Here is a 25,176-nt window from a genome sequence, read left to right on the forward strand (position 1 = left end):
ATCCCCCGAATCAAACCTGCGGGGCATAATCCTATTTACTACTTTGCACTGATCTCGCCGCCACACTCCTGATCCAGCAAAAAGACATGCTCGTTGAAGTCGCGCCAGGCAAAGCCTTTTCCGTATTTCGACATAACCGCCGGACACGAGCCGAACAGAATCGGAAAATATTCGTCGTAATTCTTTTTCTTTAACCGGAATACCTTGCCATTGGCTTTGACATAGAATGACTTGTCCATACCACCGGTGACCTGCATGCCATAAACCCCAACCCCCATTGTCTGGGTAGCAAACGGATCGTCGAATACCTTAATCCGGGAGTCGAAACCTGGATTCACCAGTTGCACCAACACATCCCGGTCCTGATCGTCCAGATGCTCCTGCGAAAAGATAACCAGGTTCCGCGTTGACTCACTGACTTTTGTTTTTTGTGCCTTTACAATCGAACTTGTGCTGTTCATGACCGAACTGAACTTCGCATAATCAGACGGATTTAAACCCAGTTCCTGAATGTCAGCCGCTTCATACTTAAACTTTTTTCCATCCGTTGTTTTGCCTTCGACCCGGATAATCAGTCCTTTTTTACGGTCCAGATCATCCAGTATGAAGTCAATGCGTTCACCCGATTTGGTGATAAGATAACCAGGCTTACTGCCCGAAAAGCGGTCAATGGAAGGTAAAAACGCCTGCGCCTGTGCGGTCAGACTTAGCGCCAGCCCCAGAAGAGGAAGTAGTAATTTACGCATAAAGTGGTTTTAATAACGGGTTAATACAAAGCACACGGGTTAATACGGTTACAAAAGAACACATAATCGCATAGTTTCCGGCTATTGTTTTGAGCAAGAGGAGTAAGCCGCTACTTTTATCCTGACAATTGTACAACAACACATGGAGCTTCTTACCAATGCCTATTCGGCAGAGAATTTCCGCCGGCAAGCCCACGACCTTGTCGACCAGCTGGCCGGCTATCTGCAATCGGCTCAGGATCAAACCCTGTCTACGGTTATTCCGTATCAATCACCCGACGAAAACTACCGGTACTGGCAAGCTGATTTTGCAGAGGGTTCCGGCGACCTGAATGCCTTTTTCAATGAGGTAATCAGCCGGTCGACGCACTTACATCATCCCCGCTATATGGGGCATCAGGTCGCTCCTCCCCTGCCGGTGGCAGCGTTGGCCGGCCTGCTGTCGGGTCTGCTTAACAACGGTATGGCCGTCTACGAAATGGGGCTTGTCTCAAACCCCCTGGAGCGCATTGTGTCGGAGTTGTTGGCCCAACGCATCGGCTTTGACCCGCAGACGTCGTCGGGCTTGCTGACTTCGGGCGGTACACTGGCCAACCTGACGGCCCTGCTGGCGGCCCGCGCGGTTCATGCGCCAACGGTCTGGCAAGCGGGGAGCAGCGAAAAACTGGCCATCATGGTTTCGGAAGAAGCCCACTACTGTGTCGACCGGGCGGCCCGCATCATGGGGTTAGGCACTGGGGGTATCATTAAAATTCCGGTAAATGACCGTTTTCAGATGCGGACGGAACTCCTCGGCGATTATTTCCGGCAGGCACAAGCAGACGGACTCAGGGTCTTTGCTGTGGTAGCAAGCGCCTGTTCTACCTCCACGGGTGCCTACGATACCATTCCGCCGATAGCCGACTTCTGCGAAAAAAACGGGTTATGGCTGCATGTCGACGGAGCCCATGGCGGGGCGGTCGTATTTTCAGAGCAATACCGGCATCTGGTCACCGGCATTAACCGCGCCGACTCCGTGGTTGTCGACTGGCATAAAATGCTGATGGTCCCGGCCCTGGCAACGGCACTGGTTTTCCGTCGCAACAAGGATGCGTTTCAGACGTTCCACCAGCAGGCACAATACCTGTGGGCCGATCAGCAATCGACCGACTGGTTTAACTCAGGCAAACGGACGTTTGAGTGCACAAAGCTGATGATGAGCGTTAAGATTTACGCCATTCTGAAAACGTACGGAGAAAAGATACTGGCCGAAAACATAGAGCGGCTACACAGTCTGGCACAGTATTTTGCCGGGGCAGTTGCCAGCGCGCCTGACTTTACGCTGGCGCTGTGGCCCGAAAGTAATATTGTGTGTTTTCGCTATCAGCCGGAAAACGATATGGCAGCTGTAAATGAGCGCAACAGCCTTATCCGGCAACGACTGTTAGCCGAAGGGCGGTTTTACATTGTTCAGACAACGCTGAACGGGGCGGTTTACCTGCGCGTCTCGATTATGAATCCACTCACGACTACCCATGATCTGGATGCACTTTTAACGGAAATACGGGGTATGGTATAATTAATTAAGGCCCCTGAAAATGCAGTAACACGATCAGCGTCTTTGCTCTTCAGGGGCCTTCTATGATAGCCGGTATCGTTATTTTTTCTCTACTGCGTGTCCGCCGAACTCATTGCGCAGGGCGGCCACTACTTTCCCGGTAAACGTATCATCCTGTAAAGACCGGTAACGCATCAGCAGCGAGAGCGCAATAACCGGCGTTGGTACACCCAGATCGAGCGCCGTTTCTAGCGTCCATTTACCTTCGCCCGACGAATGCATCCGGCCCTTGATTTCATCCAGTTTTGCATCTTTCCGGAACGCATTTTCAGTCAGTTCCATCAGCCAGCTGCGGATTACCGAGCCATTGTTCCATAAACGGGCAACCGCTTCATAATCAAACGGGAACTGGCTTTTTTCGAGCACTTCAAACCCTTCGGCAATGGACTGCATCATACCGTACTCAATACCGTTATGCACCATTTTCGTGAAGTGACCGCTACCGGCCGGGCCGGTGTAAAGCGAACCGTTTTCCACCGAAATATCCTTGAAGACCTGGTGCAGTGGCTCGACCACCTCCGGGTCACCGCCGTACATGGTACAGGCACCGTTCAGCGCGCCCGACATACCACCCGACGTACCGCAATCGACATAACCAATGCCCCGCTCCTTCAGAAACTGATGGCGCCGGACCGAGTCCTGATAATGTGAATTACCGCCATCGATCAGGGTATCGCCGGGGTGCAGGAACGCCAGCAATTGATTGATTACCGTATCAACCAGCGGGCCTGCCGGAATCATCAGCCATAACACACGCGGCTCCGGCAATGACTCATAAAGTGCTTCGAGAGTGGTAACGCCTTCGGCGCCTTCGGCTTTGATCCCATTAACCAGTTCCTCGTTAATGTCGTAGCCGACAACTGTGTGCTTGTGCCGTAGCAGGTTCACGACGAGGTTATACCCCATCTTGCCCAGGCCAATAAATCCGATATGCATCTGGTAGCAAGTTTATCAACAATAACAACCGCAGACAGCCACTGCTGTCTATTTGTGCTACAAAGTAAGTCGTAAAATTGTTCAAATCCTTGCCGCATTGTCGGCAGCCGCAGACCGTTTACCGCTTTACGGCCCTGCAACCGCCTTCTTCACCTGAACAATTCAGGGTGTCCGGAGTTTTTTTCAGAAACCAGTTATCGTTATGGAGAACAAACCAAATGAAGACGAAATCCGGGCGAAACAAGCCATTTCGCCAAAGGGCATGAGTGATCGGTCAGCAGAGGGGATTAATGGCCCGGCGGCTCAAATGGACGACGTTCCGGAGCCGGAACCCGACGAATTTGAAGACAAATACATGGATGGCGATAACCCGTCGGCCGATTTGCCGATGAAACATCCGAACCGCAATCTGAACAAGCCTGACATCGACAAACCTTCTTACAGTTAACACCCGCGTCCCTCTGCTGCTGCGTCCTTACCGTAGCGGCAGAGGGCGTTTTGTGAAACGTTCACTAAACAAAACAGCTGTTTTCCGGCATCTGTCAACGTATATAGCTTAGTAAAATTCTGAGTCATAAAGGTTAAACAGTACATATTTACCATCTTTACGTACCTGAACGCTTTACATAACCTATCTCTTCATTAAACGACTTAACCTATGCAACGAACTCTGTATGTTGTCCGCCACGCCAAAGCCGAAGATCGTGCCATCTTTCAGCAAGACCATGACCGCGATTTAGTTCCTGACGGTATTATGGCCGCCGCGCGGATGGGTGTTCACCTGAAAAGTAAAACGGTAAAACCTGATGTGATCATCAGCAGCACAGCCAACCGGGCCCGCGATACAGCCAAGGTCATTGCCGAACAGCTGGGCTATGACACGGACAGCATTATCTTTAATGAGCATCTTTTTGACGGCGGCCCCCGTGCTTATCTGGCAACGGTCAATGAACAGCCGGAAACCTTTTCGTCCGTAATGATTGTGGGACACAATCCCGATGTTTCTTACTTTTCGGAATTTTTAACCCATCAGGATATCGGTTCGATGAGTAAAGGTTCGGTTGCAGCTATTACTTTTGATGACCTGAACTGGGCCGACGTATCGGGCCGGACCGGAAATCTGAGTTATTACATTGCACCCAAACAGTTACCGCAATGAACCGTAACAAACGCATCTTTATTACTGTCTTTATTGCTTTTTTGCTGGTCGTTATCCTGATTACCATTGATATGGCGCGCCGCACGACCGCTCCCTGGAACAAACGCAAACAACTGGAACGTGCCCTTCCGGGCGGGGCCCTTCCGGGCCAATCCGGACGGGATACTAACGCCGTTATCGATGGCACGGCCATTGACACAACCGGTCTTGATACTGTTAACACGAAATAACGCCTGACGCATGGCCCTGCTAAACGCCGTACACCACATTGCTATCATCAGCTCGGACTATCAACGGGCAAAACAGTTTTACACCGAAGTGCTCGGCCTGACCATCATTCAGGAGTTTTACCGGGCCGAACGCCAGTCGTACAAGCTTGATCTGGCGGTAAACGGGCAGTATCAGATTGAACTCTTTTCGTTTCCTGATCCGCCCCGTCGCCCGTCGCGGCCGGAAGCCACCGGTCTCCGCCATCTGGCCTTTGCGGTTACAGACATCGACGAGGCCGTGGCAGACCTGCGGGCAAAAGGGGTAGAACCGGAGCCCATCCGCATTGACGAGCTGACCGGCAAGCGCTTTACCTTCTTCGCAGACCCCGACGGCCTGCCGCTCGAACTCTATTCGCTCTAGCCGGTTTTGGGTTACCGGAGTTTTTTTGTTGCTGTTGGCGCTGAGTTGCCGGGTTAAACCAGCTCATGCCACCACTACAACTCAAAATCCGGTAGCCACCAGAACCCGGCAACCAAAACTAAAAACCGCATCCGGCAAGCGCTTCGGTCAAGGCCGCGATATCTTCCGGTTCGTTATACACGTTGGGGGCAACACGCAGCGCACGGCCACGGGCGGAAACCGACACCCGCTTTTGTTGTAAAACGTGCTGCACCGCCATCGGGTCGGCCGTTTCGGGTAGCCAGACACCCACCAGGTGATTCCCCCGCCCGGCGGCCGGTTCGATGCGGCATCCCAGACGGGCAAATGCCGGCAGATGCTCGTCCAGCAAACCGGCACAATACGTCTGGATACGCTCAGGCTGCCAGCCCATCAGCTGGGTCAGTGCCGCTTCCAGCATCGGCATGTGCGTAAAATGCGAGTGTTCTCCCATATTATAGCGGTATGCCTTCTCCCGATAAGCCGGCTGATAGTCGGTCAGGCGGTGAAACTGATTGCTGTTCAGGCGGTTCATCCAGGTCTCCTCCAGCGGTACGCCACCGTCGAATGCTTCACCGAAATAAGCTAAACCCGTCGAATACGGGCCCATCATCCATTTGTAAGCCGCACAAACCAGCGCATCCGGCCGAATTGCAGCGACATCAAACGGCAAGGCGCTGACCGATTGTGTACCATCAACGACCAGCCACGCTCCTACCGACCGCGCCCGTTCGCCGATGGCAACCAGGTCAAACCGGTTACCATACATCCAGTGCACATGCGGGACAACAACCATCGCCGTATCCGGTTCGATTGCCGCCAGTATTGCCTCATTCCAGCGGGCACTGACCGATTCACCGTCGGGCACCTGCGGCATCGCAACCGTTTTGATGGTCAGGCCCAGTCCGGTGGTTACACGATCCCAGGCATAGACATCGCTCGGGAACTCCGCATCAATCTGCAGGATGTGCTGACCAGCTTTAATCCCCGGTTTCCGGTGCAGATTGCGGGCAACAACCGCCATGCCATACGACACCGACGAAATGACCGCAATCCGGTCCGGATCATTGGCATTGATGAGCTGCGAGAACAGTTCCCGTACGCTAATGGCTCCCGAAAAAAACGCATCCGGCGGTAACCCGAACGGATTCAGTTGCCCGTCGATAGCCGCATGCCCTGCCTGTGCCACCGACAAGCTAAACGGACCACGGGTTGCACAATTGATATAATGCACGTTGGCAGGCAACGCAAACAGATGTTTCTGACTGGTCAGTTGATGATGGGTGATTGACATACAGATTGTTTATTGAAATACCGTAGGGGCGACCCCACGTGGTCGCCCAATAAAGCCACATCCCACGTGGTCGCCCAATAAAGCCACATCCCACGTGGTCGCCCAATAAAGCCACATCCCACGTGGTCGCCCAATAAAGCCACATCCCACGTGGTCGCCCAATAAAGCCACATCCCACGTGGTCGCCCAATAAAGCCACATCCCACGTGGTCGCCCAATAAAGCCACATCCCACGTGGTCGCCCAATAAAGCCACATCCCACGTGGTCGCCCAATAAAGCCACATCCCACGTGGTCGCCCAATAAAGCCACATCCCACGTGGTCGCCCAATAAAGCCACATCCCACGTGGTCGCCCAATAAAGCCACATCCCACGTGGTCGCCCAATAAAGCCACATCCCACGTGGTCGCCCAATAAAGCCACATCCCACGTGGTCGCCCAATAAAGCCACATCCCACGTGGTCGCCCAATAAAGCCACATCCCACGTGGTCGCCCAATAAAGCCACATCCCACGTGGTCGCCCAATAAAGCCACATCCCACGTGGTCGCCCAATAAAGCCACACCCCACGTGGTCGGCCGTTAAACCAGCAATAGGCAAGTTAAGGAAAAACACGTTTCTTTGGCGTATAAACCAAGGCCAGGATACCCATGAGTTCTATCCTTTCGCTTATCAAACGAAAAGTTTTCCGTGTCAACCGCGACCGCTGGAATTATCAGTACGATAAAGGCCTGTGGCATGGTCTGAAAGCCCTCGATGAATTAGGTCGTTTCAGCGTTGTGGTCGGGTACATAAAATTTTTAAAGCCGGATCAACCCGACATTCTCGAAATCGGGTGCGGCGAAGGTCTTTTGCAGCAACGCCTTCAGCAACAGAACTACGGGCGCTTCGTCGGCCTCGATATTTCAGACAGAGCCATTGACGCCGCGCGGGCTGACGCCGATCCGAAATGTACCTATCTGGTGGCAGATATGGACCGGTACACGCCGGAAGGCACGTTCGACATGATCGTTTTCAGCGAGTCCGTTTATTACAGCAAACACATCCTGAAAACCCTGCAACGGTATTCACAGTTTCTGAAACCCGATGGTTTATTCCTGATTACGATCAACCAGCATAAGCACAGCGATACCTATTGGACTGAAATTATGGCTGGTGTTCAGTTGGTTGACGAAACTGTCGTAACCACATCAAAGGGCGTTTTCGACTGCCGTGTTTTCCGGCCTCACTAATTTTTACGCTTAATGCATCCGGCCCTCTTCCCTGGCACATGATTTGCCGGTTGAGGCCATAAAAACAGCTTTCCGTACTATGCAGCTATTACTGGGTATTGGCTCACGCGTCCGTCACAGCGAATTCGGCGTAGGGGTTATTATCAATCTTAAATCTACCGGATATACCATTACATTCGTGGAAGAAGGTGTCAAAGTCATAAAATTTGACACCCCGCTCGATGTCATCGAACAAATCGAACCCGACAGTGACCTTGTCAGTCTGTTTGATGTGGAGCAATCGCTTTCACGCATCCTGCAGAAATGGGTTGATCAGACTGAAATAATCCCCCTCGGCGACAGGTGGAAAGGCGGTAAGCTCATCCTGAAGCCGGGGCGAAACGACCTGGCAACCAAGGAAATACCGATCGACACATTCTTCCATAAAATTGTCATGATCCGCGACCGGCTGCGCGTACTCGAGCAGCGGGTAAATGCCAGCGAGCTCGACGACGAAGCGAAAATAAACATCCAGCAATACATCACCCGTATATACGGGAGTCTCACTTCATTCAACTTATTATTCAAAAATAGTGTTCAGGGCTTTACCGGAGATAAATCCTCGGCAGATAGCTAGGAAATTGGCATGATTATGGCTACATTTACTTTTAGGTACAGACAGATAAAATAGTGTATTGGACTAGGGTTAAAACAGAGACAGTGGAATCCCCGCTTTCGTGATGGCGGGGATTTTTTTGTGCCCTTACCGTCGGCTTCTCGGGTGATAATCGATCAGAGTCTGTTTGAGGTAATCGCGGTCGAGGTGCGTATAAATCTCCGTTGTCGTGATGGATTCGTGGCCCAGCATCTGTTGTACCGCCCGCAAATCGGCCCCGCCCTCAATCAAATGGGTTGCAAACGAATGGCGGAAGGTATGCGGGCTGATCGACTTCTGAATCCCTGCCTCCAGCGCCAGCCGCTGTATGGTCTTAAACACCGATACCCGCGATAATCCTCCACCCCGCAGATTCAGAAACACCAGATCCTCGGCTCCTTTCTGTACTTCCAGCCCCTGCCGCACATGCTCAATGTAGAGACTTGTGTAATGAATGGCATCTTTTCCGATCGGTACGAGCCGCACTTTACTGCCTTTCCCGAAAACCCGGATAAATCCCACGTCAAAGTGGCAGTTGGTCAGCCGGAGATCCAGCAGTTCCGACACCCGCAGGCCCGAGCTATAGAGTGTTTCGAGCATCGCACGGTCGCGCGTGCCGCCCGGCGTCGACAGGTCAACGGCGGCGAGCATGGCCTCAATTTCCGGAAAGCTGAGCGTATCCGGTAATTTCCGGCCCAGCTTCGGGGCTTCGACCAGCTGCGTCGGATCGTGCTGAATCAGGTTTTCCAGCAGTAAATACTTATAAAACGCTTTCAGCCCCGACAGAATCCGCGCCTGACTGTGGGCCGACAAGCCCATTTCGGCCAGGTATTTCAGGAAATTCATCAGGTGTTTTTCCGTCACCTGAAACGGCGACGGTACGTCATGGCCCGACTCCTGCCCCATCAGCTCAAGGTATTCCCAAAGCTTCGCTACATCGTGCAGATACGCTTCTACGGAGTTTTCTGACAGCGAACGCTCGAGGGTCAGGTAGTTCTTGAATGCGTTTATATAACTTTGCCACATACTCCTTTATTTACGCATGAAAAAAATTCTGGTACTGAACGGCCCTAATCTCAATCTGTTAGGCAAACGAGAACCCCATATTTACGGCAGCCGGACATTTATCGACTACCTCGAAACGCTGGAGCAACAGTTTCCCGACGTGCAAATTCACTATTTTCAGTCAAATCACGAAGGCGAACTGATCGATAAAATTCATGAGCTGGGCTTTACCATCGACGGCATCGTGATTAACGCCGGTGCTTACACCCATACCTCCATTGCCATTGCCGACGCCTTATCGGCGGTAACGGCACCGGCCGTTGAGGTGCATATTTCCAACGTACACGCCCGTGAGGCATTCCGTCATCACAGCTATCTGTCGGCCAAATGCAAAGGGGTTGTGGTTGGTCTGGGGCTAATGGGCTACGAGATGGCCGTTCGCTATTTGCTCAGCCTATGATTACGTTTTATCCTGGTCCGTCGAAAATATACCCGCAGGTAGCTGATTATGCTGCGGAAGCCCTGCGTGATGGCATCGTCAGCCAGAACCACCGCAGTCCGGAATTTATGGGCATAGTGGCCGAAACCATGCGGCTCCTGCGCGAAAAACTGGCCATTCCGGCTGGATACCATATTGCCTTTACGTCTTCGGCAACGGAGTGCTGGGAAGTAGTTGCCCAATCGCTGACCGCCGAGACCAGCCTGCACGCCACCAACGGCGCTTTTGGAGAGAAGTGGCGGCAGTATGCCCACCGCATCAAACCACCTTATACCATCAGCGAGGCCGACGTGCTGTGCATTGTCCAGAATGAGACCTCCAACGGCACCCAGGTACCGATGTCGATGCTGGCCACGTTCCGGCAACAATTCAGTGGCCTGATTGCGGTTGATGCGGTATCGTCGATGGCAGGGCTTCAATTCGACTGGGCGCTGGCCGACGTCTGGTTTGCCTCCGTACAAAAATGCTTCGGCCTACCGGCGGGGCTGGCGGTGCTGGTGTACTCCCCGCAGGCCCTCGAACAGGCAGAACGCATCGGCGAACAGGCGCACTACAACAGTCTGTTGTTTATGCACGACAATTTCCGGAAGTTTCAGACGCCTTACACCCCCAACGGCCTGGGCATTTACCTGCTCATGCGGGTATTGCAGCAAATCCCGGACATTGCCGTAACCGATCAGCTGATCCGGCAGCGGGCTGCCGGCTGGTACGCTTTTTTTGAGCAGGATTTGGCCCGCTCGCCCTTCCGGCCGCTGATCGGTGCAGAAGACGCGGAGGGGGCTGTCCGGTCGGATACAGTCATTGCCGTGACAGGCGCGGAGGCGGATATTAAAGCGGTGAAAACGAAGGCAAAACAGGCTGGCCTGATCTTGGGCAGCGGCTACGGCAACTGGAAAGATAACACCTTCCGGATTGCCAATTTCCCGGCCATAACAGCCGAAGAGATCGGAAATTTAAAAGACTTTTTACGTCAGGAATACGGTTTCCGTGCGTAATGTGCCGATCTTTGCCGCTTCTTATCATGTCATCAACCTATGGAACTCAACTTTAAAGAAGTCATCTCGGTAACGCTCATTCTGTTTTCGGTGATTGATATCGTCGGCTCACTGCCGGTTATCATTGACCTTCGCCAGAAGGTCGGGAAGATTGAATCGGAGAAAGCAACACTGGCGTCGGGCCTGCTCATGCTGTTGTTTCTTTTTCTGGGCGAAAGCATTCTGAAGCTCTTCGGAGTCGATGTATCGTCGTTTGCCGTAGCCGGAGCGCTGATCATTTTTCTGATCGGGCTGGAGATGATTCTGGGAAGAACCATTTTTAAAGCGGAAGTCTCAACGGGGGGGGCTACCCACATTGTGCCGATTGCGTTTCCGCTTATTGCCGGGGCCGGTACCTTAACGACCCTGCTCTCGCTCAAAGCTGAGTATCAGACAATCAACATCATTGGCGGAATTCTGATCAATCTGGCCCTGATTTATATTGTGTTGCGGGCTTCGGAGTGGCTCGAAACACGCATAGGTCCCGGCGGGCTGAATGTGCTCCGGAAAATTTTCGGCATCATCCTCCTCGCTATTGCCATTAAACTGTTCAAGAGTAACTTCTGACTATGATTTTTATGATTGAATGAGTGACAGGATTGCGGACCTGTGATTTTTGTGATTGAATGAATGACAGGATTGCGGACCTGTGATTTTTGTGATTGAAGGAGTGACAGGATTGCGGACCTGTGATTTTTGTGATTGAATGAATGACAGGATTGCGGACCTGTGATTTTTGTGATTGAATGAATGACAGGATTGCGGACCTATGATTTTTGTGATTGAATGAATGACAGGATTGCGGACCTATGATTTTTGTGATTGAATGAATGACAGGATTGCGGACCTATGATTTTTGTGATTGAATGAATGACAGGATTGCGGACCTATGATTTTTGTGATTGAATGAATGACAGGATTGCGGACCTATGATTTTTGTGATTGAATGAATGACAGGATTGCGGACCTATGATTTTTGTGATTGAATGAATGACAGGATTGCGGACCTATGATTTTTGTGATTGAATGAATGACAGGATTGCGGACCTATGATTTTTGTGATTGAATGAATGACAGGATTGCGGACCTATGATTTTCAGGAGTGAAGATGTGGCAGATCGTGTTTTAATCAGCAAGCTCATTTAATCTTAAAACAGATAGCTACTTGGCTTGAGGTATATCGTCTAAATATGGTTTGGCGCTGATGAACAGACGTCAGCGTATTCACTCACCAAAACATTGAGACGATGATTGACCACCAGTATAAACATTCCGAATTGACCGGCCGGATTATCGGATGTGCTATGGAGGTACACAAACAGATTGGAAATGGCTTTCAGGAAGTAATATACCAGAGAGCCTTGTCCATTGAGCTCGACCTGGCTGGTATTGAGCATAAACGCGAGTTCGTCATGCCCGTTTACTACCGGCAACAATTGATCGGCAAACGGCGTGTTGATTTTTTAATTGAAGACATACTGGCTGTTGAGCTCAAGGCCGTTATCCAGTTGGAAGACGTTCATCTCGCTCAGGCCATAAATTACCTCGAAGCCTATAACCTGGAAATCGGCTTACTCATTAATTTTGGCAGCCGGAGTCTCCAGTTCAAGCGGGTCAGCAACAATAAATTTAAACCATTACCCTGATTCAGTACGAGCATTGAGCCAAAATCAGCGTAATCATTGAATCATACTAATCACATTCCGAACACTTAATCATTCAATCATTGAATCATACTAATCACAGCCCGAATCATTGAATCATACCAATCACAGTCCGAATCACTTAATCATTGAATCATACTAATCACAGTCCGAATCACTTAATCATTGAATCATACCAATCACAGTCCGAACACTTAATCATTGAATCATACCAATCACAGTCCGAATCACTTAATCATTCAATCATTGAACCATACTAATCACAGTCCGAATCATAGTCCTGTTATGCAGTCACCAGACGCCTTAAACGACGTTGCGGAATTTCACCGTACGTTTCATCATCCGATTCTGGAAACCCCTCAGATTCCGGCCGAAAACCGTTGCCAGTTACGGATCGCGTTATTAGCCGAAGAATTGAAAGAGCTTGAAACAGCCATTGCCCAAAACGATATTGTCGAAGTAGCCGATGCGCTCTGCGACCTGCAATACGTCCTGGCCGGTGCCATCCTTGAGTTTGGGCTGGGCGGGAAATTTAAAACACTGTTCGACGAAGTACAGCGGTCGAACCTCAGCAAAGCCTGCCATACAGTCGAAGAAGCCGAAGCCACTGTGGCGCATTATCAGGCCAAAGGCGTCGAATGCCATTATATTGAGTCCGACGGCAAATACCTCGTTTACCGGACCGCCGATCAGAAAACGCTGAAAAACGTTAACTATTCACCGGCCGATCTCGTTTCAATTTTAAATTAACAGGCTTCTTTCCCGTCTATGAAACCCTATTCGTTCACCGTCGTTGACCGTTTTCTGCGCTACGTACAGATCGATACCCAGTCGGACCCACAGTCAACGGCTAACCCATCGACCGAAAAGCAGAAAAACCTAAGCCGCGTGCTGGTGCAGGAATTACTGGACATGGGCATTGCCGACGCTGAACTCGACCCGTTCGGGTACGTGTATGCCACCATTCCGGCCAATACGGATAAACCGAATGTGCCGGTCATCTGCTTCTGCTCGCACGTAGATACCTCGCCGGACGTAACCGGAGCCGGGGTGAAGCCGATTATTCATTACAACTACGACGGCAGCGATATTATACTGCCCGAGCGCGAGACACCGGCCGACCCGCCTCAGGTAATCCGGCTGGCCGATCACCCCGACCTGAGCAATCAGATTGGCAATGACATCATTACCGCCAGCGGCACAACCCTCCTCGGCGCTGACAATAAGGCGGGTGTAGCCGAAATTATGGACGCCGCCCATTACCTGCTGACGCATCCAGAGGTAAAACACTGTCAGATCCGGATTCTGTTTACACCCGACGAAGAAATCGGCCGTGGCACCGAAAAAGTGGATTTGCAACGGCTGGGCGCTGATTTCGGCTATACCATCGACGGCGAATCGCTGGGGACGCTGGAGGATGAAACGTTCTCGGCCGACGCAGTAAAAATCACGATTCAGGGCGTCAGTACACACCCGGGCTTTGCTAAGGGCAAACTCGAAAATGCGCTGAAGATTGCCGCCGATATCCTGGCAGCGCTGCCCAAAGACCGCCTCTCGCCGGAAACCACCGAGGAAAAAGAAGGCTTTGTGCACCCGACACGCCTGGAAGGAAATCAGGACAAGGCGGTGCTGGAGTTCATTATCCGTGATTTTACCGTAGCCGGTCTACTCGAAAAGGAGCACTATCTCGAAGACCTGACCAACCGGATTCTGCAACAATACTATCCGGCATCGACGGCGACCATTCAGGTGTTCGAACAGTACCGCAACATGAAAGAGGTGCTGGATCAGCATCCGGCCGTAGTCGAAAATGCGCTGGAAGGCATCCGGCGGGCAGGGCTGCTGGCCGAACAACGCAGTATCCGGGGTGGTACCGACGGCTCACGGCTTTCGTTTATGGGCCTGCCTTGCCCGAATATTTTTGCCGGCGAGCATGCCTTTCACTCCCGCCAGGAGTGGGTTTCGGTTCAGGATATGCACAAGGCCGTTGAGGTAATTGTGCGTGTTGCCCAGGTCTGGGAAGAACGCGCATAAAACATAACCTACTAAGTATCAAGACACTTTCCTACCATACAGGCACATAAGAAAACAAAGAGCAACAAACCCGATGTTACCTGTGTGCCAGTATGGTATTTTATTATTTCCCTGCCTCCATAGTAGTACTTTCCAAACCTTTCGAACAACAGCCGATTAAGCCTACATAATTACTCGATTTTTATGGAAGCTTTAACCACAACCCAACCGCTTACGGCTTACGACGTCACTGATGATGTTCGTGGGCTGAAAACCGTATTCGTCAATCTGTATTTTGTGGGTCATCCCGGACAGGGAAATCCATGGGTGCTGGTTGATGCCGGACTGCCGGGCTATGCCGATCAAATCCGGCAGCGGGCCGAACAACTGTTTGGAGAAGATAATCCGCCGCGTGCCATCGTATTGACGCACGGGCACGGTGACCATGTTGGCTCACTTGAAACATTGCTGGAAGACTGGCAGGTGCCGGTCTATGCCCACCGGCTCGAACACCCGTATCTGACCGGTAAGGCGAGCTATCCGCCGCCGGATCCCGGTATTGGCGGTGGTCTGATGGCCTATATGTCGTGGTTTTTTCCGACCAATCCTATTGATATCAGCACGAATTTACGACCGCTTCCGGATAGCGGTACGATTCGGGAACTGCCGGGCTGGCGGTTCATTCATACGCCGGGACACGCACCGGGCCATATTTCCCTCTTCCGCGACAGCGACCGGACGCTCATTGCCGGTGATGCTTTTGTCACCACCAACCAGAACTCAGCCTATGCCGTAGCGACGCAAAAGGTAGAACTGCACGGGCCGCCCGCCTATTTTACCATCGACTGGGAAGCCGCCCGGCATTCTGTTGACCGGCTGGCCGGCCTGCATCCGGCGGCAGTAGGTGCCGGTCACGGACAAGCTGTTCGCGGACTGGATTTACAGATTGAGCTCAGCCGCCTGGTCAATAACTTCGACAAGCGCTCGATTCCGTCAAAAAATGGCCGCTATGTAAAAGAAGCCGTCGTGGCCGATGAAAACGGCATTGTGTCGATGCCATCGCCAACTTCGTTCTACGTCGCCCGTGCGATCGGCATTGGGGTGTTAACCGGTTTAGTAGCGGCGGGGATCGGTAAGCTAATGAAGCGTAATTGAACTGAAGCCGGCCATCCGGGAGGTTTTAAACTTTCCGGATGGCCGGCCTTCATTTACTTACGCCATTTCAGCGTCTGCAGCATGTGCAGCATATCTTTTTTGATATAATCAATTACCGGTGCGAGCGAATCGTTGTCGGTGGCAGTATTAAAATATAAGGCCCCGCGCAGAAAGTTCGTCGTAGTATCGGTTGTAATAAACTGCATTTGGCTCGGTACCTCACCCCGCAGTTCAATCACGTTTGCCCAGATGCCCGACGGTAGCCGGGTCACCTTCTCCTGAATCGAATAGGCTTTGATCTTATGCTTTCCGGCCAGTTTATACGAATCCTCCAGCATACCTTTCAGCCGGTTAGGGTCATTCAGAACGGGCTTGTAGGTGAGCTGAATACTGGCATTGAATTTCGGATAATTCACAAAAATCCAGTGTGGTTCGGCCCTCGCAAACGTATCCGGCAAAATACGGGCATACGTTGAGTACTCGAACTGATACGGATGCGTTGGCTCCAGTGTCTGATAAGCATGACCCGGCAAATCAATCCGCGGATAGCCTTTCGGTTTGGGCACAAAATCAACGTTTTTTTGGCCGCCACATGCCGCCATGGCCAGCAGACTTACAAACAGAACGTATTTGATCACGGAAACAGAATAGGTGGTTAAAACCGGTTGATAGTCCGGTGAATAGAAACGAATGGCAGAGGCCGTTTCTTATACAAAAAAGCGTTGTTTACCGCCAACTCCCGGTCACCGGCAGCAAACGATCAACAACGCCGTATGATCAGCGACTTATGAATTGGCCAGTTCCAGTTCTTCCTGCCGTACCGGCTCACCCATCAGGGTCGTAAAGCGGTTGATATTGAAGGTCGGCTCAAACCAGACTTCGCCCAGCACCGGATGTCGTACCGGCACATCAGGGTTCTGAATTTCATTCAGCAGCACACCTGTTTCGCCGTTCGTATGGCGTTTTACCAGCCGTACACTGTACACCTTTTCTTTTTTCGGCGTCTGTACCCCGAATTCGGCATAAAAAGCCAGTACCGGGGCCGGAAAACTATCATTTACACAAATTACTTCCATATACTCCCTTACTAAACAAGGCGTTATTAGCAATAAGTCAGATTACCGGATGAAAGTTCACAAAGTGACCGGAAGTTTACCCTAGTCTTCAAACAGGCTTCCCAGGCCACCCAGCACAGAGCCCCCCTCCTTGCGTGCCTGCCCGCCGCCGGGCGACAGCCGTTCTACCAGTTTCGAGATCGGCATCGACTGAATCCAGACGCGGCCCGTACCCCGCAGTGTTGCCAGAAACATTCCTTCTCCGCCGAATACCATGCTCCGCAGACCACCGGCCCGCTGAATATCAAAGCTGATCTGCGGTTCAAAACCAACCACACAGCCCGTATCCACCCGCAAGGTTTCATTGTTCAGCTGCCGTTCGATCACGACACCCCCTGCATGAATAAACGCCAGACCATCCCCCTGCAGTTTTTGCAGAATAAATCCTTCGCCACCAAACAGGCCTGTACCGATCCGCTGGTTAAAGTGAATATTCAGGCGCGTTCCCATAGCCGCACACAAAAAGGCGTCCTTCTGCACAATCAGCTGGTTACCATAGATATTACCCAGATTGATCGGCATGACCGTGCCCGGATATGGTGCCGAAAAAGCGACCTTCCGCTTACCGACGCCACGGTTGGTGAAGTGTGTCATAAACAGCGACTCACCCGTCAGCAGACGCGACCCTGCCTGGAACAATTTGCCCATAAAACCCTGGTCCGGCTGTGAGCCATCGCCCATTTTGGTTTCAAACGTGATACCATCTTCCATGTACAACATGGCGCCGGCCTCGGCGATCACAGTTTCATTCGGATCCAGTTCGATCTCGACAATCTGGATGTCTTCGCCTATAATGCGGTAATCAATTTCGTGAGAATACATGCAGAGTAAACGTTTAGTCTGAACTTACAAAAACATGCCGCAAATGTAAAGTACTTTCGCGTTAGCGGAACAACGGATCTGGATAGACTTCTTTTTTCAGCAGAAGAACGGCTGTTTTACCCCATCATCCGGTAACATAGCTCCTAGAAACGCTCGTCTTCGTCGTCGAGGTCTGCGCTCAGATCAAGGTGATCGTCATCTTTCTTGTTATCTTCCTCCTCATCGAAGTCATCATCGCTGCGTTCGCCTTTCAGCTCGTCAAGGTCCTTACGGTGGCGCAGTTTTTTATCATCAACCGTTTTGTTCAGAAACTGATTGATCTTGTCGATTTCAAAGCTTGTCACAATTTCACCGAAGGAATTGATCTGAATATCAAACCCTTCCAGATCTTTGTGCACACGCGGTTTGTCGCCCTGCGGGTTGTCGGAATTAGGTTTCTTCTTAGCCATAACTTTTATTGTTTGAACGTTACCACAAAGACGTGAAGGTGGCTAAACCAGTATGTTAAACTACCACAAAAACGTGAAGACGAAAAGGAGCACAAAGGTTTACATAAGTTTGCGTTGATTAACCCTTTGTGCTCCTTCCTTTCTTAGTGCCTTCGTGGTGCAATCAATCATTTACAGCTTTTCCAGCGCCAGGTTCAGGCGATGGAGCACTTCGTCGCGGCCGATGATTTCCATGGTCATCATCAGGTCGGGTCCGGCACCGACACCGGTCAGGGCCAGACGCATGGCCTGCATCACTTTGCCCTGCTTAATACCTGCCTGTTGCAGCGTATCCGACAACGTGTGCTTGATGGCATCGGCTTCAAAGGCGCCGTCGAAGGTCAGCAACGCCTCGCGGAAAACCGTCACGGCCTTGCGGGCATCGTCGTTCCATTTGGCCGCCGCCACGGCCTGATCATAGCTTTCCGGGGTGTAAAACAGCGTGTGGCCTTCCGTAAAAAGTTCATGCGCAAAGTTGACACGCTCCTTCAGCAAACCGGCTACCTTCTCCGCTTTTTCGGCAGGACACGTCAGGCCGGCCGCTTCCGCCTGTTCAATGACGGCAGGGGCCAGTTGAGCGTTGGCCTGCTGACGCAGATACTGGTGGTTAAACCAGGTTGCTTTTACAATATCGAAACGAGCACCTGCCTTGTGAATCTGCCCGATATCGAATGCGTCAATCAGCTCGTCCATTGTAAACAGTTCCTGCTCAGTACCGGGGTTCCAGCCCAGAAAAGCGAGGAAGTTCACCAGCGCTTCCGGCAGGTAGCCGTCTTCCCGGAAACCACGGGCGACATTGCCGGTGAACGGGTCCTTCCATTCGAGCGGAAAAACCGGAAAACCGCCCAGTTCGGCATCCCGCTTGCTGAGTTTGCCGTTGCCCTCCGGCTTCAGCAACAGCGGCAGGTGTGCAAAACGGGGCATGGTGTCCTCCCAGCCCAGATAACGGTACAGCAGCACGTGCAGCGGTGCCGACGGCAGCCACTCTTCGCCACGGATCACGTGGGTAATGCCCATCAGGTGATCGTCTACTACGTTGGCCAGGTGATAGGTCGGCAAGCCGTCCGACTTCAGCAATACCTTATCGTCAATGGCCGACGAGTGTACGTTTACCCAGCCACGGATCAGGTCATTGAGGCGTACTTCTTCCTTACGCGGCGTTTTGAGGCGGATAACATAGGGATCGCCGCTCTCAACGCGTGCCTTTACCTCATCGGCCGGCAGCGTCAGCGAGTTTTTCATCTGCATCCGCGTGATGGCATTGTACTGGGCAGCCGGTGCATTGGCGGCTTCGAGCCGCTTCCGCATGTCGTCCAGCTCTTCGGCCGTATCGAAAGCGTAGTATGCCTTGCCTTCTTCTACCAGCCGAAGGGCCTCTGCGCGGTAGATGGCCGCACGCTCTGACTGCCGGTATGGCCCGTGCGGCCCGCCGACTCCCTGCCCTTCGTCGATCTGAATACCGATCCACGACAATGCTTCGATGATATAGTCTTCTGCTCCCGGGACAAACCGGTTCTGGTCTGTATCTTCGATCCGGAGCAGCATTTTTCCCCCGTTTTTACGGGCAAATAAGTAATTATACAGGGCGGTTCGTACGCCACCAATATGCAGCGGGCCCGTTGGGCTGGGCGCAAAACGAACACGTACAGGATCTTGCATGATATTGAGTGATTGTGTAGTTGAGTGATTGTGCGATTGACTCAATCACACAATCACTCAATCACTTATTGAACGGCTATCACCGAAATTTCGACGTTGACATCTTTGGGAAGGCGGGCGACTTCGACAGTTTCGCGGGCAGGCGGTTCACTGGTGAAGAAACTGCCGTATACTTCATTGATAGCAACGAAATTGTTAAGATCTTTGACAAAAATGCTCGATTTAACAATGTTTGTATAATCCAAACCGGCCGCTTTCAGAATCGCACCGATGTTTTCCATCACTTTCTGTGTTTCAGCCTTGATATCGCCTGAACCTGCTACGTCGAGGGCAATCTGACCGGAAACAAACAAAAAGCCGGCTGCTTTTACCGCCTGGCTGTACGGACCGATCGCTGCCGGTGCCTCTTCTGTATGAACAATTTGCTTTGACATTGTTTTTTGCTTTTATAGCCACAAAGACAGTGACCGGCCTTCGCCCCCCCTGCTTGTGTGAATGGCTTAGTGATGAATTCTTCTGCAAAGGTAGCAATCAAACCACCGATGACCGACGAACACGTAATTATCTTCGTAAAAAACCCGGTGCCGGGCACCGTTAAAACCCGGATCGCCCGCACTGTCGGCAACGACCAGGCAACGACCGTTTACCGCCATCTGCTCCGGCATACCCAGGCACTTGCCAGCCAGCTCACGGTCCGGCCTGTGGTGTACTACGGCGATTTTATCAATCCCGACGACGGCTGGAACGGCTATCCCAAACACCTGCAAACCGGCGACGACCTCGGCCAGCGGATGCTGCATGCGTTTCGGGAACAGTTTGAAGCCGGCGCCACGCGGGTTGTTATTATCGGCAGCGATTGTCTTGACATTACGCCCGCCCACATCGGACAGGCATTTGAGGCCCTCAACGACCACGATGTCGTGATTGGCCCCGCAATGGACGGCGGTTACTACCTCCTGGGCATGCGCGCGCCCTTTGCGTTCGTATTTGAAAACAAGCCCTGGAGCCAGCCGGAACTGCTGCCCCTTACCCTGGCCGAACTCACAAAACAAAAGATAACCTATACCCTGCTCGAATACCTCAGCGACATTGATGAATGGGCTGATTATGAAGCCCATCTGAATAAGCCCTAGCTACCCGTCGAACCACGCACCACCAACCGGGTCGGCAGCGTCACGGTAGTAGGTGCGGCGGGCTGGTCGGCCGAAGCCGTCAGATGAGCCAGTAATAAGCGTGCCGCCTCCTGGCCAATCTCGCTGACCGGCTGCGCTACACTGGTCAGCCCCGGCTCAATCAGGGCCGAAATCGGGTCATCACTGAACCCGACAATGGCCAGATCATCCGGCACCCGTAGCCCGCGGCTTTTTACCACCTTCAGCGCTTCGATGGCCGTCGGGTCATTGATCGCAAATAAGGCGTCCGGCGGCTCGGGCAGATTCAACAGGTGATTCACATAAATATTGGCTTTCTCCAGCGTCAGATCGTAGGAAATAACCAGCGACGGGTCGACAGGAACATCGTAGTGCTTCAGGGCGTCCAGATAGCCATTCAGGCGGCTCCGGCTATTGGGCAGCGTATCCGGCCCCGATAAATGGGCGATCCTCCGCCGGCCGGTCTGAATCAGGTGTTCAACGGCCTGATAAGCTCCGGTATAATCATCAACCACCACTTTGGAGACTTCTTCGTTTTCCCAGACCCGGTTAAAAAACACCACCGGAATGCCCTTTCTGGTAAAAGTCCGGAAATGGTCGAAGTTTCGCGTCTCCTTGGTGTGCGACACAATCAAGCCATCTACACGACTGGCAAACAACGACTTAGCACTGGTCACTTCTGTTGCATACGATTCGTTGGAGTGACAGATCACCACGTTATAACCCGCCTTGGCCAGTTCTTCCTGCGCGCCGATAATTACTTTCGGAAAAAAGAAGCTGATAAACTCCGGCACCATGATCCCGACTGTCCGTGTCTGGTTGGTAAGCAGCGAAATAGCCAGCTGGTTTCGCTGATAGTCAAGCTTATCTGCCAGCTCCAGCACCCGCTGCCGGGTCTTCTCATTTACATTGGGGTGAGCAGTCAACGCCCGTGAGACGGTCGACTTCGACAGGCCCAGCTGCCGGGCAATATCAATGATAGTAGGCTGATGCATTTTGTATTTTTCTAACAATTGAGCGTTTATCGTCATTTCAGCCGATAAATATAGCTTTTCATTTTGGGAACATTCCCAATCGTTTTTGGGAATGTTCCCAAAAAAATAATGAAACTATTTCTTGTTATCAGTCACAGCTGCTGGTAAATTAATAGAAAGGCTGCAAACAAAAAACAACAAATCACTGAAAGACAGTCAATTACGATCAAAATTACGAATAGCGCTAAAACAAGTATCAAACCAGGTAAAAATTGAACTATTCCTACCCAAGTTTTATGGCAAAGATTGTACAATGCTTAGCAGTTAGTTTTTTACTACTGCTGACTTCGCTTCAGATAGGGTTGGCCCAGAGCCGCTCTGTCAGTGGTCGCGTCATGGCGGAAGACGCCGGTATACCGCTCCCGGGCGTCAACGTGGTTATTAAAGGAACCCAGCAAGGTACCACCACCAATGCAGACGGGCGGTTTACGGTGTCGATCCCGAACGGCGCCGTTACCCTGACTTTTTCCTACATCGGCTACATCACGCAGGAAGTAGCCGCCGGTAATCAAAGCAGCGTGGAAGTACGCCTTCAGGCCGATGACCGGTCGCTGAGTGAAGTCGTGGTTGTGGGATACGGTACGCAGCGGAAAATCGAAACGACCGGTGCCATTGCATCAGTGAAAGCCACCGATCTGGTACAGACGCCGGTCGCTAACGTGGCCCAGGGGCTGCAATCGCGGGTAGCCGGGGTGCAGGTTAGTCAGAATACCGGTGCACCGGGTGGTAATATCAGCGTCCGTATCCGGGGAACGAACTCAATCAACGGAAACTCAGAGCCATTGTATGTAGTGGATGGTATTCAGATTTCGAACGGTGGTGGCATCAACGACGTAAGCCCGCTTTCGACCATCAACCCGAATGATATCGAATCGGTCGAAATCCTGAAAGATGCCTCTGCTTCAGCCATCTACGGTTCACGGGCAGCCAACGGGGTGGTACTCATCACCACGAAACGCGGTAAATCCGGGGCAACCCGCATCACGCTCGACAGCTATTATGGTGTGCAGAAAGTGAACAAAACACTGCCGGTGCTGAACGCGGCCGAATTTGCGCAGCTGGAAAACGAAGTGTTTAAAAACAACTACTACCAGAATCCGGCCTCACTCGGGGAGGGCGTAAACTGGCAGAACGTTATTTTCCGCGAAGCACCGATTCAAAGCCATCAGTTATCGGTCAACGGTGGCACGGAGAAAACACAGCTTGCCCTGTCGGCCAATTATTTCAATCAGGATGGTATCATCATCAACTCCAACTTCAAGCGGTACTCGTACCGGCTGAACGTAGACCATAAGGTGAGCAACTGGCTGAAAGTCGGTACCAGCATCATGGGCAGCTATAACGTCAACAACGGCATCACAACCGGGTCGACTACCATCGGCGATGCGGCCGTAATTACAGGATCAATCCTCGGCGCGGCCGTTGGGGCGCCGCCGACCTTGCAGCCTTACCGCACCGATGGTTCTCTTTTCCCGTTTGGTGAACAGGCCAACGGCCAGTATCGGGAAGTGGTAAACCCGCTGAACTTTGCGTCTACGCTGAACCGCACGGATCTCCGGCGGACACTGGCTAATCTCTACGGTGAAGCCACACTGCTGAAAGGCCTGACCTACCGTGCATCGTTCAACGTCGATGTACAGAACAGCCTGCGCGATACCTATTCGCCCCGTTCGATTGTAGCAAAAAATGACCTGAACGACAACTCCGGATCCGGATCGAAAACCAACTCGAATTACCTCGCTCTGTTGCATGAAAGCATCCTGACCTACAGCCACAACTTCGCGGATGTACACTCGCTGAAAGCAACGGCCGTATTTGCCACGCAGTCGGAACTGGCAAACTCGAACAGCATCAATGCCACGGGTTTCCCGAATGACGCTACCCAGAACGAAGCTTTGCAACTGGCCCTGAACCGGACCGTCAGTTCGAGCCGGACGAGCCAGCGCCTTGATTCGTACCTGGCCCGCGTCAATTACGGGTACAAAGACAGATACTTTGTTGACCTGACGGCCCGTATCGACGGATCGAGCCGTTTTGGTGCCAATCACAAATACGGTCTGTTTCCGGCAGCATCGGCAGGGTGGCGGATTATCGAAGAACCCTTTATGAAAAGCCTGACATGGCTGAGCGACCTGAAACTGCGTGCCAGCTACGGAATCACGGGAAATGCAGCCGGTATCAGCCCGTATCAGTCCCTGGCAACGGTATCGGCGTCGGGCAGCGATTACAACATCAACCACGCCTATGTAACCGGCATCAATCCGTCGGGCATTGCTAACCCTGATCTCCGCTGGGAACGTTCGGCACAGGCCGACATTGGCCTTGATATCAGCATATTACGCAACCGCTTCAGTTTCATTGTGGATGTTTACCAAAAAACGACAAGAGACTTGCTGTATGTAAAATCACTGCCGCTGAGTTCGGGATACAGTACCATCACCGGCAACTTTGCCGCGCTGGAGAACAAAGGTCTGGAGCTGGCTGCCAATGCCCGCATTCTCGACGGAGCCGTGAAGTGGAACGCCTCGGCCAACATGACCTTCAACCGCAACAAAGTGCTTGATCTCGACGGCGGTACGACCCAGGAGCGTTTTATTACCACCTATACCATTCTGCGCGTCGGCAGCCCGATGGGCTTGTTCAAAACCTATGTATTCGACGGCATTAACCAGACCGGCGAAACCATTCTGCCAGGCTACGACGGCCGGTTAGGTGGCCACAAGGTGAAGGACATCAACGGCGACGGTACCATTACAGCCGCCGACCAGGTGATTACCGGTAATCCGAATCCGAAATTTATTTACGGCTTCTCGACCAACGCCTCCTACAAGGGCTTTGACCTGAACCTGTTCCTGTCGGGTTCGCAGGGCAACGACATTTACAACGCCAGCCGCCTGTCGTTTGAAATGCCGCTGGGTCAACGGAATATGTTGCAAGGTGTTGTTAACCGCTGGTCGGCAACCAACCCGAGCAACCAGTACGTGAGTGCGGCCCAGGGCGGTCGTCTGCCGATTACGAATTATGTGGTGGAAGATGGTTCGTACATGCGCCTGAAAAACGTCACGCTGGGTTATACCCTGCCCCGCATCAAAGGCATCCAGCAAATCCGGGTGTATGTCAGCGCCAACAACCTGCTGACGGTTACGAAATACAGTGGTTTCGATCCGGAGGTGAACACCTATGCCGGTTCGAACACCGCCATCGGCATCGACAACCTCGTTTATCCACAAGCAAAATCCTTCCTCGGAGGATTGCAGGTGACGTTTTAGCCCATTCGTGATTGGGCGAATG

27 protein-coding genes are annotated in these 25,176 nt (G+C 52.1%); 16 read left to right on the forward strand and 11 right to left on the reverse strand.

What is annotated here, in order from left to right:
- Window positions 1-38: 38 nt before the first annotated feature.
- On the reverse strand, window positions 39-746 hold the full coding sequence (locus BLX24_RS16660) for a hypothetical protein (protein WP_071504294.1): 708 nt from the start codon (window positions 744-746) through the stop codon (window positions 39-41).
- Between the two features lie 142 nt (window positions 747-888).
- Here BLX24_RS16660 and BLX24_RS16665 point away from each other — a divergent pair, with 142 nt between their 5' ends.
- A complete protein-coding gene (locus tag BLX24_RS16665) occupies window positions 889-2,304 on the forward strand; it encodes a pyridoxal phosphate-dependent decarboxylase family protein (protein WP_071504295.1) in 1,416 nt (471 codons plus the stop codon).
- Window positions 2,305-2,382: 78 nt separating this feature from the next.
- On the opposite strand, the gene gnd is transcribed toward BLX24_RS16665, so the two are convergent.
- Window positions 2,383-3,279: a phosphogluconate dehydrogenase (NAD(+)-dependent, decarboxylating) gene (gene gnd, locus BLX24_RS16670; protein WP_071504296.1), complete on the reverse strand. Its 897-nt coding sequence runs from the start codon at window positions 3,277-3,279 to the stop codon at window positions 2,383-2,385.
- Between the two features lie 202 nt (window positions 3,280-3,481).
- Here gnd and BLX24_RS16675 point away from each other — a divergent pair, with 202 nt between their 5' ends.
- From BLX24_RS16675 to gloA2, 4 genes are all read left to right on the forward strand, one after another.
- The gene (locus tag BLX24_RS16675; protein ID WP_071504297.1) at window positions 3,482-3,727 is read left to right on the forward strand and encodes a hypothetical protein; all 246 of its coding nucleotides are present in this window, start codon (window positions 3,482-3,484) and stop codon (window positions 3,725-3,727) included.
- Window positions 3,728-3,937: 210 nt separating this feature from the next.
- Complete coding sequence (locus tag BLX24_RS16680; RefSeq protein WP_071504298.1) at window positions 3,938-4,438, forward strand: SixA phosphatase family protein; 501 nt, start codon at window positions 3,938-3,940, stop codon at window positions 4,436-4,438.
- On the forward strand, window positions 4,435-4,668 hold the full coding sequence (locus tag BLX24_RS16685; RefSeq protein WP_071504299.1) for a hypothetical protein: 234 nt from the start codon (window positions 4,435-4,437) through the stop codon (window positions 4,666-4,668). Before BLX24_RS16680 ends, BLX24_RS16685 begins: the two co-directional genes overlap by 4 nt.
- A gap of 10 nt (window positions 4,669-4,678) precedes the next feature.
- Entirely contained in the window at window positions 4,679-5,068 is a 390-nt protein-coding gene (gene gloA2 / locus BLX24_RS16690) for an SMU1112c/YaeR family gloxylase I-like metalloprotein (RefSeq protein ID WP_071504300.1), read from the forward strand.
- Window positions 5,069-5,186: 118 nt separating this feature from the next.
- Here gloA2 and BLX24_RS16695 read toward each other — a convergent pair whose 3' ends face one another.
- Window positions 5,187-6,380 carry an aminotransferase class V-fold PLP-dependent enzyme gene (locus tag BLX24_RS16695; RefSeq protein WP_071504301.1) on the reverse strand — a complete coding sequence of 398 codons (1,194 nt, stop codon included), beginning with the start codon at window positions 6,378-6,380 and terminating at the stop codon, window positions 5,187-5,189.
- A gap of 650 nt (window positions 6,381-7,030) precedes the next feature.
- On the opposite strand from BLX24_RS16695, the gene BLX24_RS16700 reads away from it, so the two are divergent.
- Together BLX24_RS16700 and BLX24_RS16705 are read left to right on the forward strand one after the other, a co-directional pair.
- The gene (locus tag BLX24_RS16700) at window positions 7,031-7,612 is read left to right on the forward strand and encodes a class I SAM-dependent methyltransferase (RefSeq protein WP_071504302.1); all 582 of its coding nucleotides are present in this window, start codon (window positions 7,031-7,033) and stop codon (window positions 7,610-7,612) included.
- 79 nt (window positions 7,613-7,691) lie between these two features.
- Window positions 7,692-8,228, forward strand: a complete 537-nt coding sequence (locus BLX24_RS16705; protein ID WP_071504303.1) for a DUF8685 domain-containing protein — start codon at window positions 7,692-7,694, stop codon at window positions 8,226-8,228.
- A 126-nt stretch (window positions 8,229-8,354) separates the two neighbouring features.
- Here the strand turns inward: BLX24_RS16705 and xerD are convergent, their stop codons facing one another.
- Window positions 8,355-9,272 (reverse strand): site-specific tyrosine recombinase XerD, encoded by a 918-nt coding sequence (gene xerD, locus BLX24_RS16710; RefSeq protein WP_071504304.1) that lies wholly within the window; start codon window positions 9,270-9,272, stop codon window positions 8,355-8,357.
- A 16-nt stretch (window positions 9,273-9,288) separates the two neighbouring features.
- Between xerD and aroQ the strand changes: the two genes are divergently transcribed.
- From aroQ to BLX24_RS16745, 7 genes are all read left to right on the forward strand, one after another.
- A complete protein-coding gene (gene aroQ / locus BLX24_RS16715) occupies window positions 9,289-9,711 on the forward strand; it encodes a type II 3-dehydroquinate dehydratase (RefSeq protein WP_071504305.1) in 423 nt (140 codons plus the stop codon).
- The gene (locus tag BLX24_RS16720; RefSeq protein ID WP_071504306.1) at window positions 9,708-10,745 is read left to right on the forward strand and encodes an aminotransferase class V-fold PLP-dependent enzyme; all 1,038 of its coding nucleotides are present in this window, start codon (window positions 9,708-9,710) and stop codon (window positions 10,743-10,745) included. The genes aroQ and BLX24_RS16720 overlap by 4 nt, the downstream gene beginning before the upstream one ends.
- A gap of 39 nt (window positions 10,746-10,784) precedes the next feature.
- Entirely contained in the window at window positions 10,785-11,351 is a 567-nt protein-coding gene (locus BLX24_RS16725; RefSeq protein WP_071504307.1) for a MarC family protein, read from the forward strand.
- A gap of 680 nt (window positions 11,352-12,031) precedes the next feature.
- Window positions 12,032-12,430, forward strand: a complete 399-nt coding sequence (locus BLX24_RS16730) for a GxxExxY protein (RefSeq protein ID WP_071504308.1) — start codon at window positions 12,032-12,034, stop codon at window positions 12,428-12,430.
- Window positions 12,431-12,733: 303 nt separating this feature from the next.
- Window positions 12,734-13,198 (forward strand): pyrophosphohydrolase domain-containing protein, encoded by a 465-nt coding sequence (locus tag BLX24_RS16735; protein WP_071504309.1) that lies wholly within the window; start codon window positions 12,734-12,736, stop codon window positions 13,196-13,198.
- A gap of 18 nt (window positions 13,199-13,216) precedes the next feature.
- On the forward strand, window positions 13,217-14,482 hold the full coding sequence (gene pepT, locus BLX24_RS16740; protein WP_071504310.1) for a peptidase T: 1,266 nt from the start codon (window positions 13,217-13,219) through the stop codon (window positions 14,480-14,482).
- A gap of 183 nt (window positions 14,483-14,665) precedes the next feature.
- Window positions 14,666-15,616: an MBL fold metallo-hydrolase gene (locus tag BLX24_RS16745; RefSeq protein ID WP_071504311.1), complete on the forward strand. Its 951-nt coding sequence runs from the start codon at window positions 14,666-14,668 to the stop codon at window positions 15,614-15,616.
- Between the two features lie 53 nt (window positions 15,617-15,669).
- Here the strand turns inward: BLX24_RS16745 and gldD are convergent, their stop codons facing one another.
- The 6 genes from gldD to BLX24_RS16775 form a co-directional block, all read right to left on the reverse strand.
- Window positions 15,670-16,254 carry a gliding motility lipoprotein GldD gene (gene gldD, locus BLX24_RS16750; protein WP_229201830.1) on the reverse strand — a complete coding sequence of 195 codons (585 nt, stop codon included), beginning with the start codon at window positions 16,252-16,254 and terminating at the stop codon, window positions 15,670-15,672.
- Window positions 16,255-16,401: 147 nt separating this feature from the next.
- Window positions 16,402-16,692, reverse strand: a complete 291-nt coding sequence (locus BLX24_RS16755; protein WP_071504312.1) for a hypothetical protein — start codon at window positions 16,690-16,692, stop codon at window positions 16,402-16,404.
- 81 nt (window positions 16,693-16,773) lie between these two features.
- A complete protein-coding gene (locus tag BLX24_RS16760; RefSeq protein WP_071504313.1) occupies window positions 16,774-17,553 on the reverse strand; it encodes a TIGR00266 family protein in 780 nt (259 codons plus the stop codon).
- 143 nt (window positions 17,554-17,696) lie between these two features.
- Window positions 17,697-18,002: a hypothetical protein gene (locus tag BLX24_RS16765; protein WP_071504314.1), complete on the reverse strand. Its 306-nt coding sequence runs from the start codon at window positions 18,000-18,002 to the stop codon at window positions 17,697-17,699.
- Between the two features lie 171 nt (window positions 18,003-18,173).
- Window positions 18,174-19,700: a glutamate--tRNA ligase gene (gltX, locus tag BLX24_RS16770; protein WP_071504315.1), complete on the reverse strand. Its 1,527-nt coding sequence runs from the start codon at window positions 19,698-19,700 to the stop codon at window positions 18,174-18,176.
- A 65-nt stretch (window positions 19,701-19,765) separates the two neighbouring features.
- Window positions 19,766-20,134: a Rid family detoxifying hydrolase gene (locus BLX24_RS16775; RefSeq protein ID WP_071504316.1), complete on the reverse strand. Its 369-nt coding sequence runs from the start codon at window positions 20,132-20,134 to the stop codon at window positions 19,766-19,768.
- A gap of 108 nt (window positions 20,135-20,242) precedes the next feature.
- Between BLX24_RS16775 and BLX24_RS16780 the strand changes: the two genes are divergently transcribed.
- Window positions 20,243-20,833, forward strand: a complete 591-nt coding sequence (locus BLX24_RS16780) for a TIGR04282 family arsenosugar biosynthesis glycosyltransferase (protein WP_071504317.1) — start codon at window positions 20,243-20,245, stop codon at window positions 20,831-20,833.
- On the opposite strand, the gene BLX24_RS16785 is transcribed toward BLX24_RS16780, so the two are convergent.
- The gene (locus BLX24_RS16785) at window positions 20,830-21,846 is read right to left on the reverse strand and encodes a LacI family DNA-binding transcriptional regulator (protein ID WP_071504318.1); all 1,017 of its coding nucleotides are present in this window, start codon (window positions 21,844-21,846) and stop codon (window positions 20,830-20,832) included. The genes BLX24_RS16780 and BLX24_RS16785 overlap by 4 nt on opposite strands.
- 275 nt (window positions 21,847-22,121) lie before the next feature.
- Between BLX24_RS16785 and BLX24_RS16790 the strand changes: the two genes are divergently transcribed.
- Window positions 22,122-25,154, forward strand: coding sequence for a SusC/RagA family TonB-linked outer membrane protein (locus tag BLX24_RS16790; RefSeq protein WP_071504319.1), 3,033 nt, complete (start codon window positions 22,122-22,124; stop codon window positions 25,152-25,154).
- Window positions 25,155-25,176 lie beyond the last annotated feature (22 nt).

This window comes from Arsenicibacter rosenii, from assembly GCF_001870735.1.
Classification (GTDB): domain Bacteria; phylum Bacteroidota; class Bacteroidia; order Cytophagales; family Spirosomataceae; genus Arsenicibacter; species Arsenicibacter rosenii.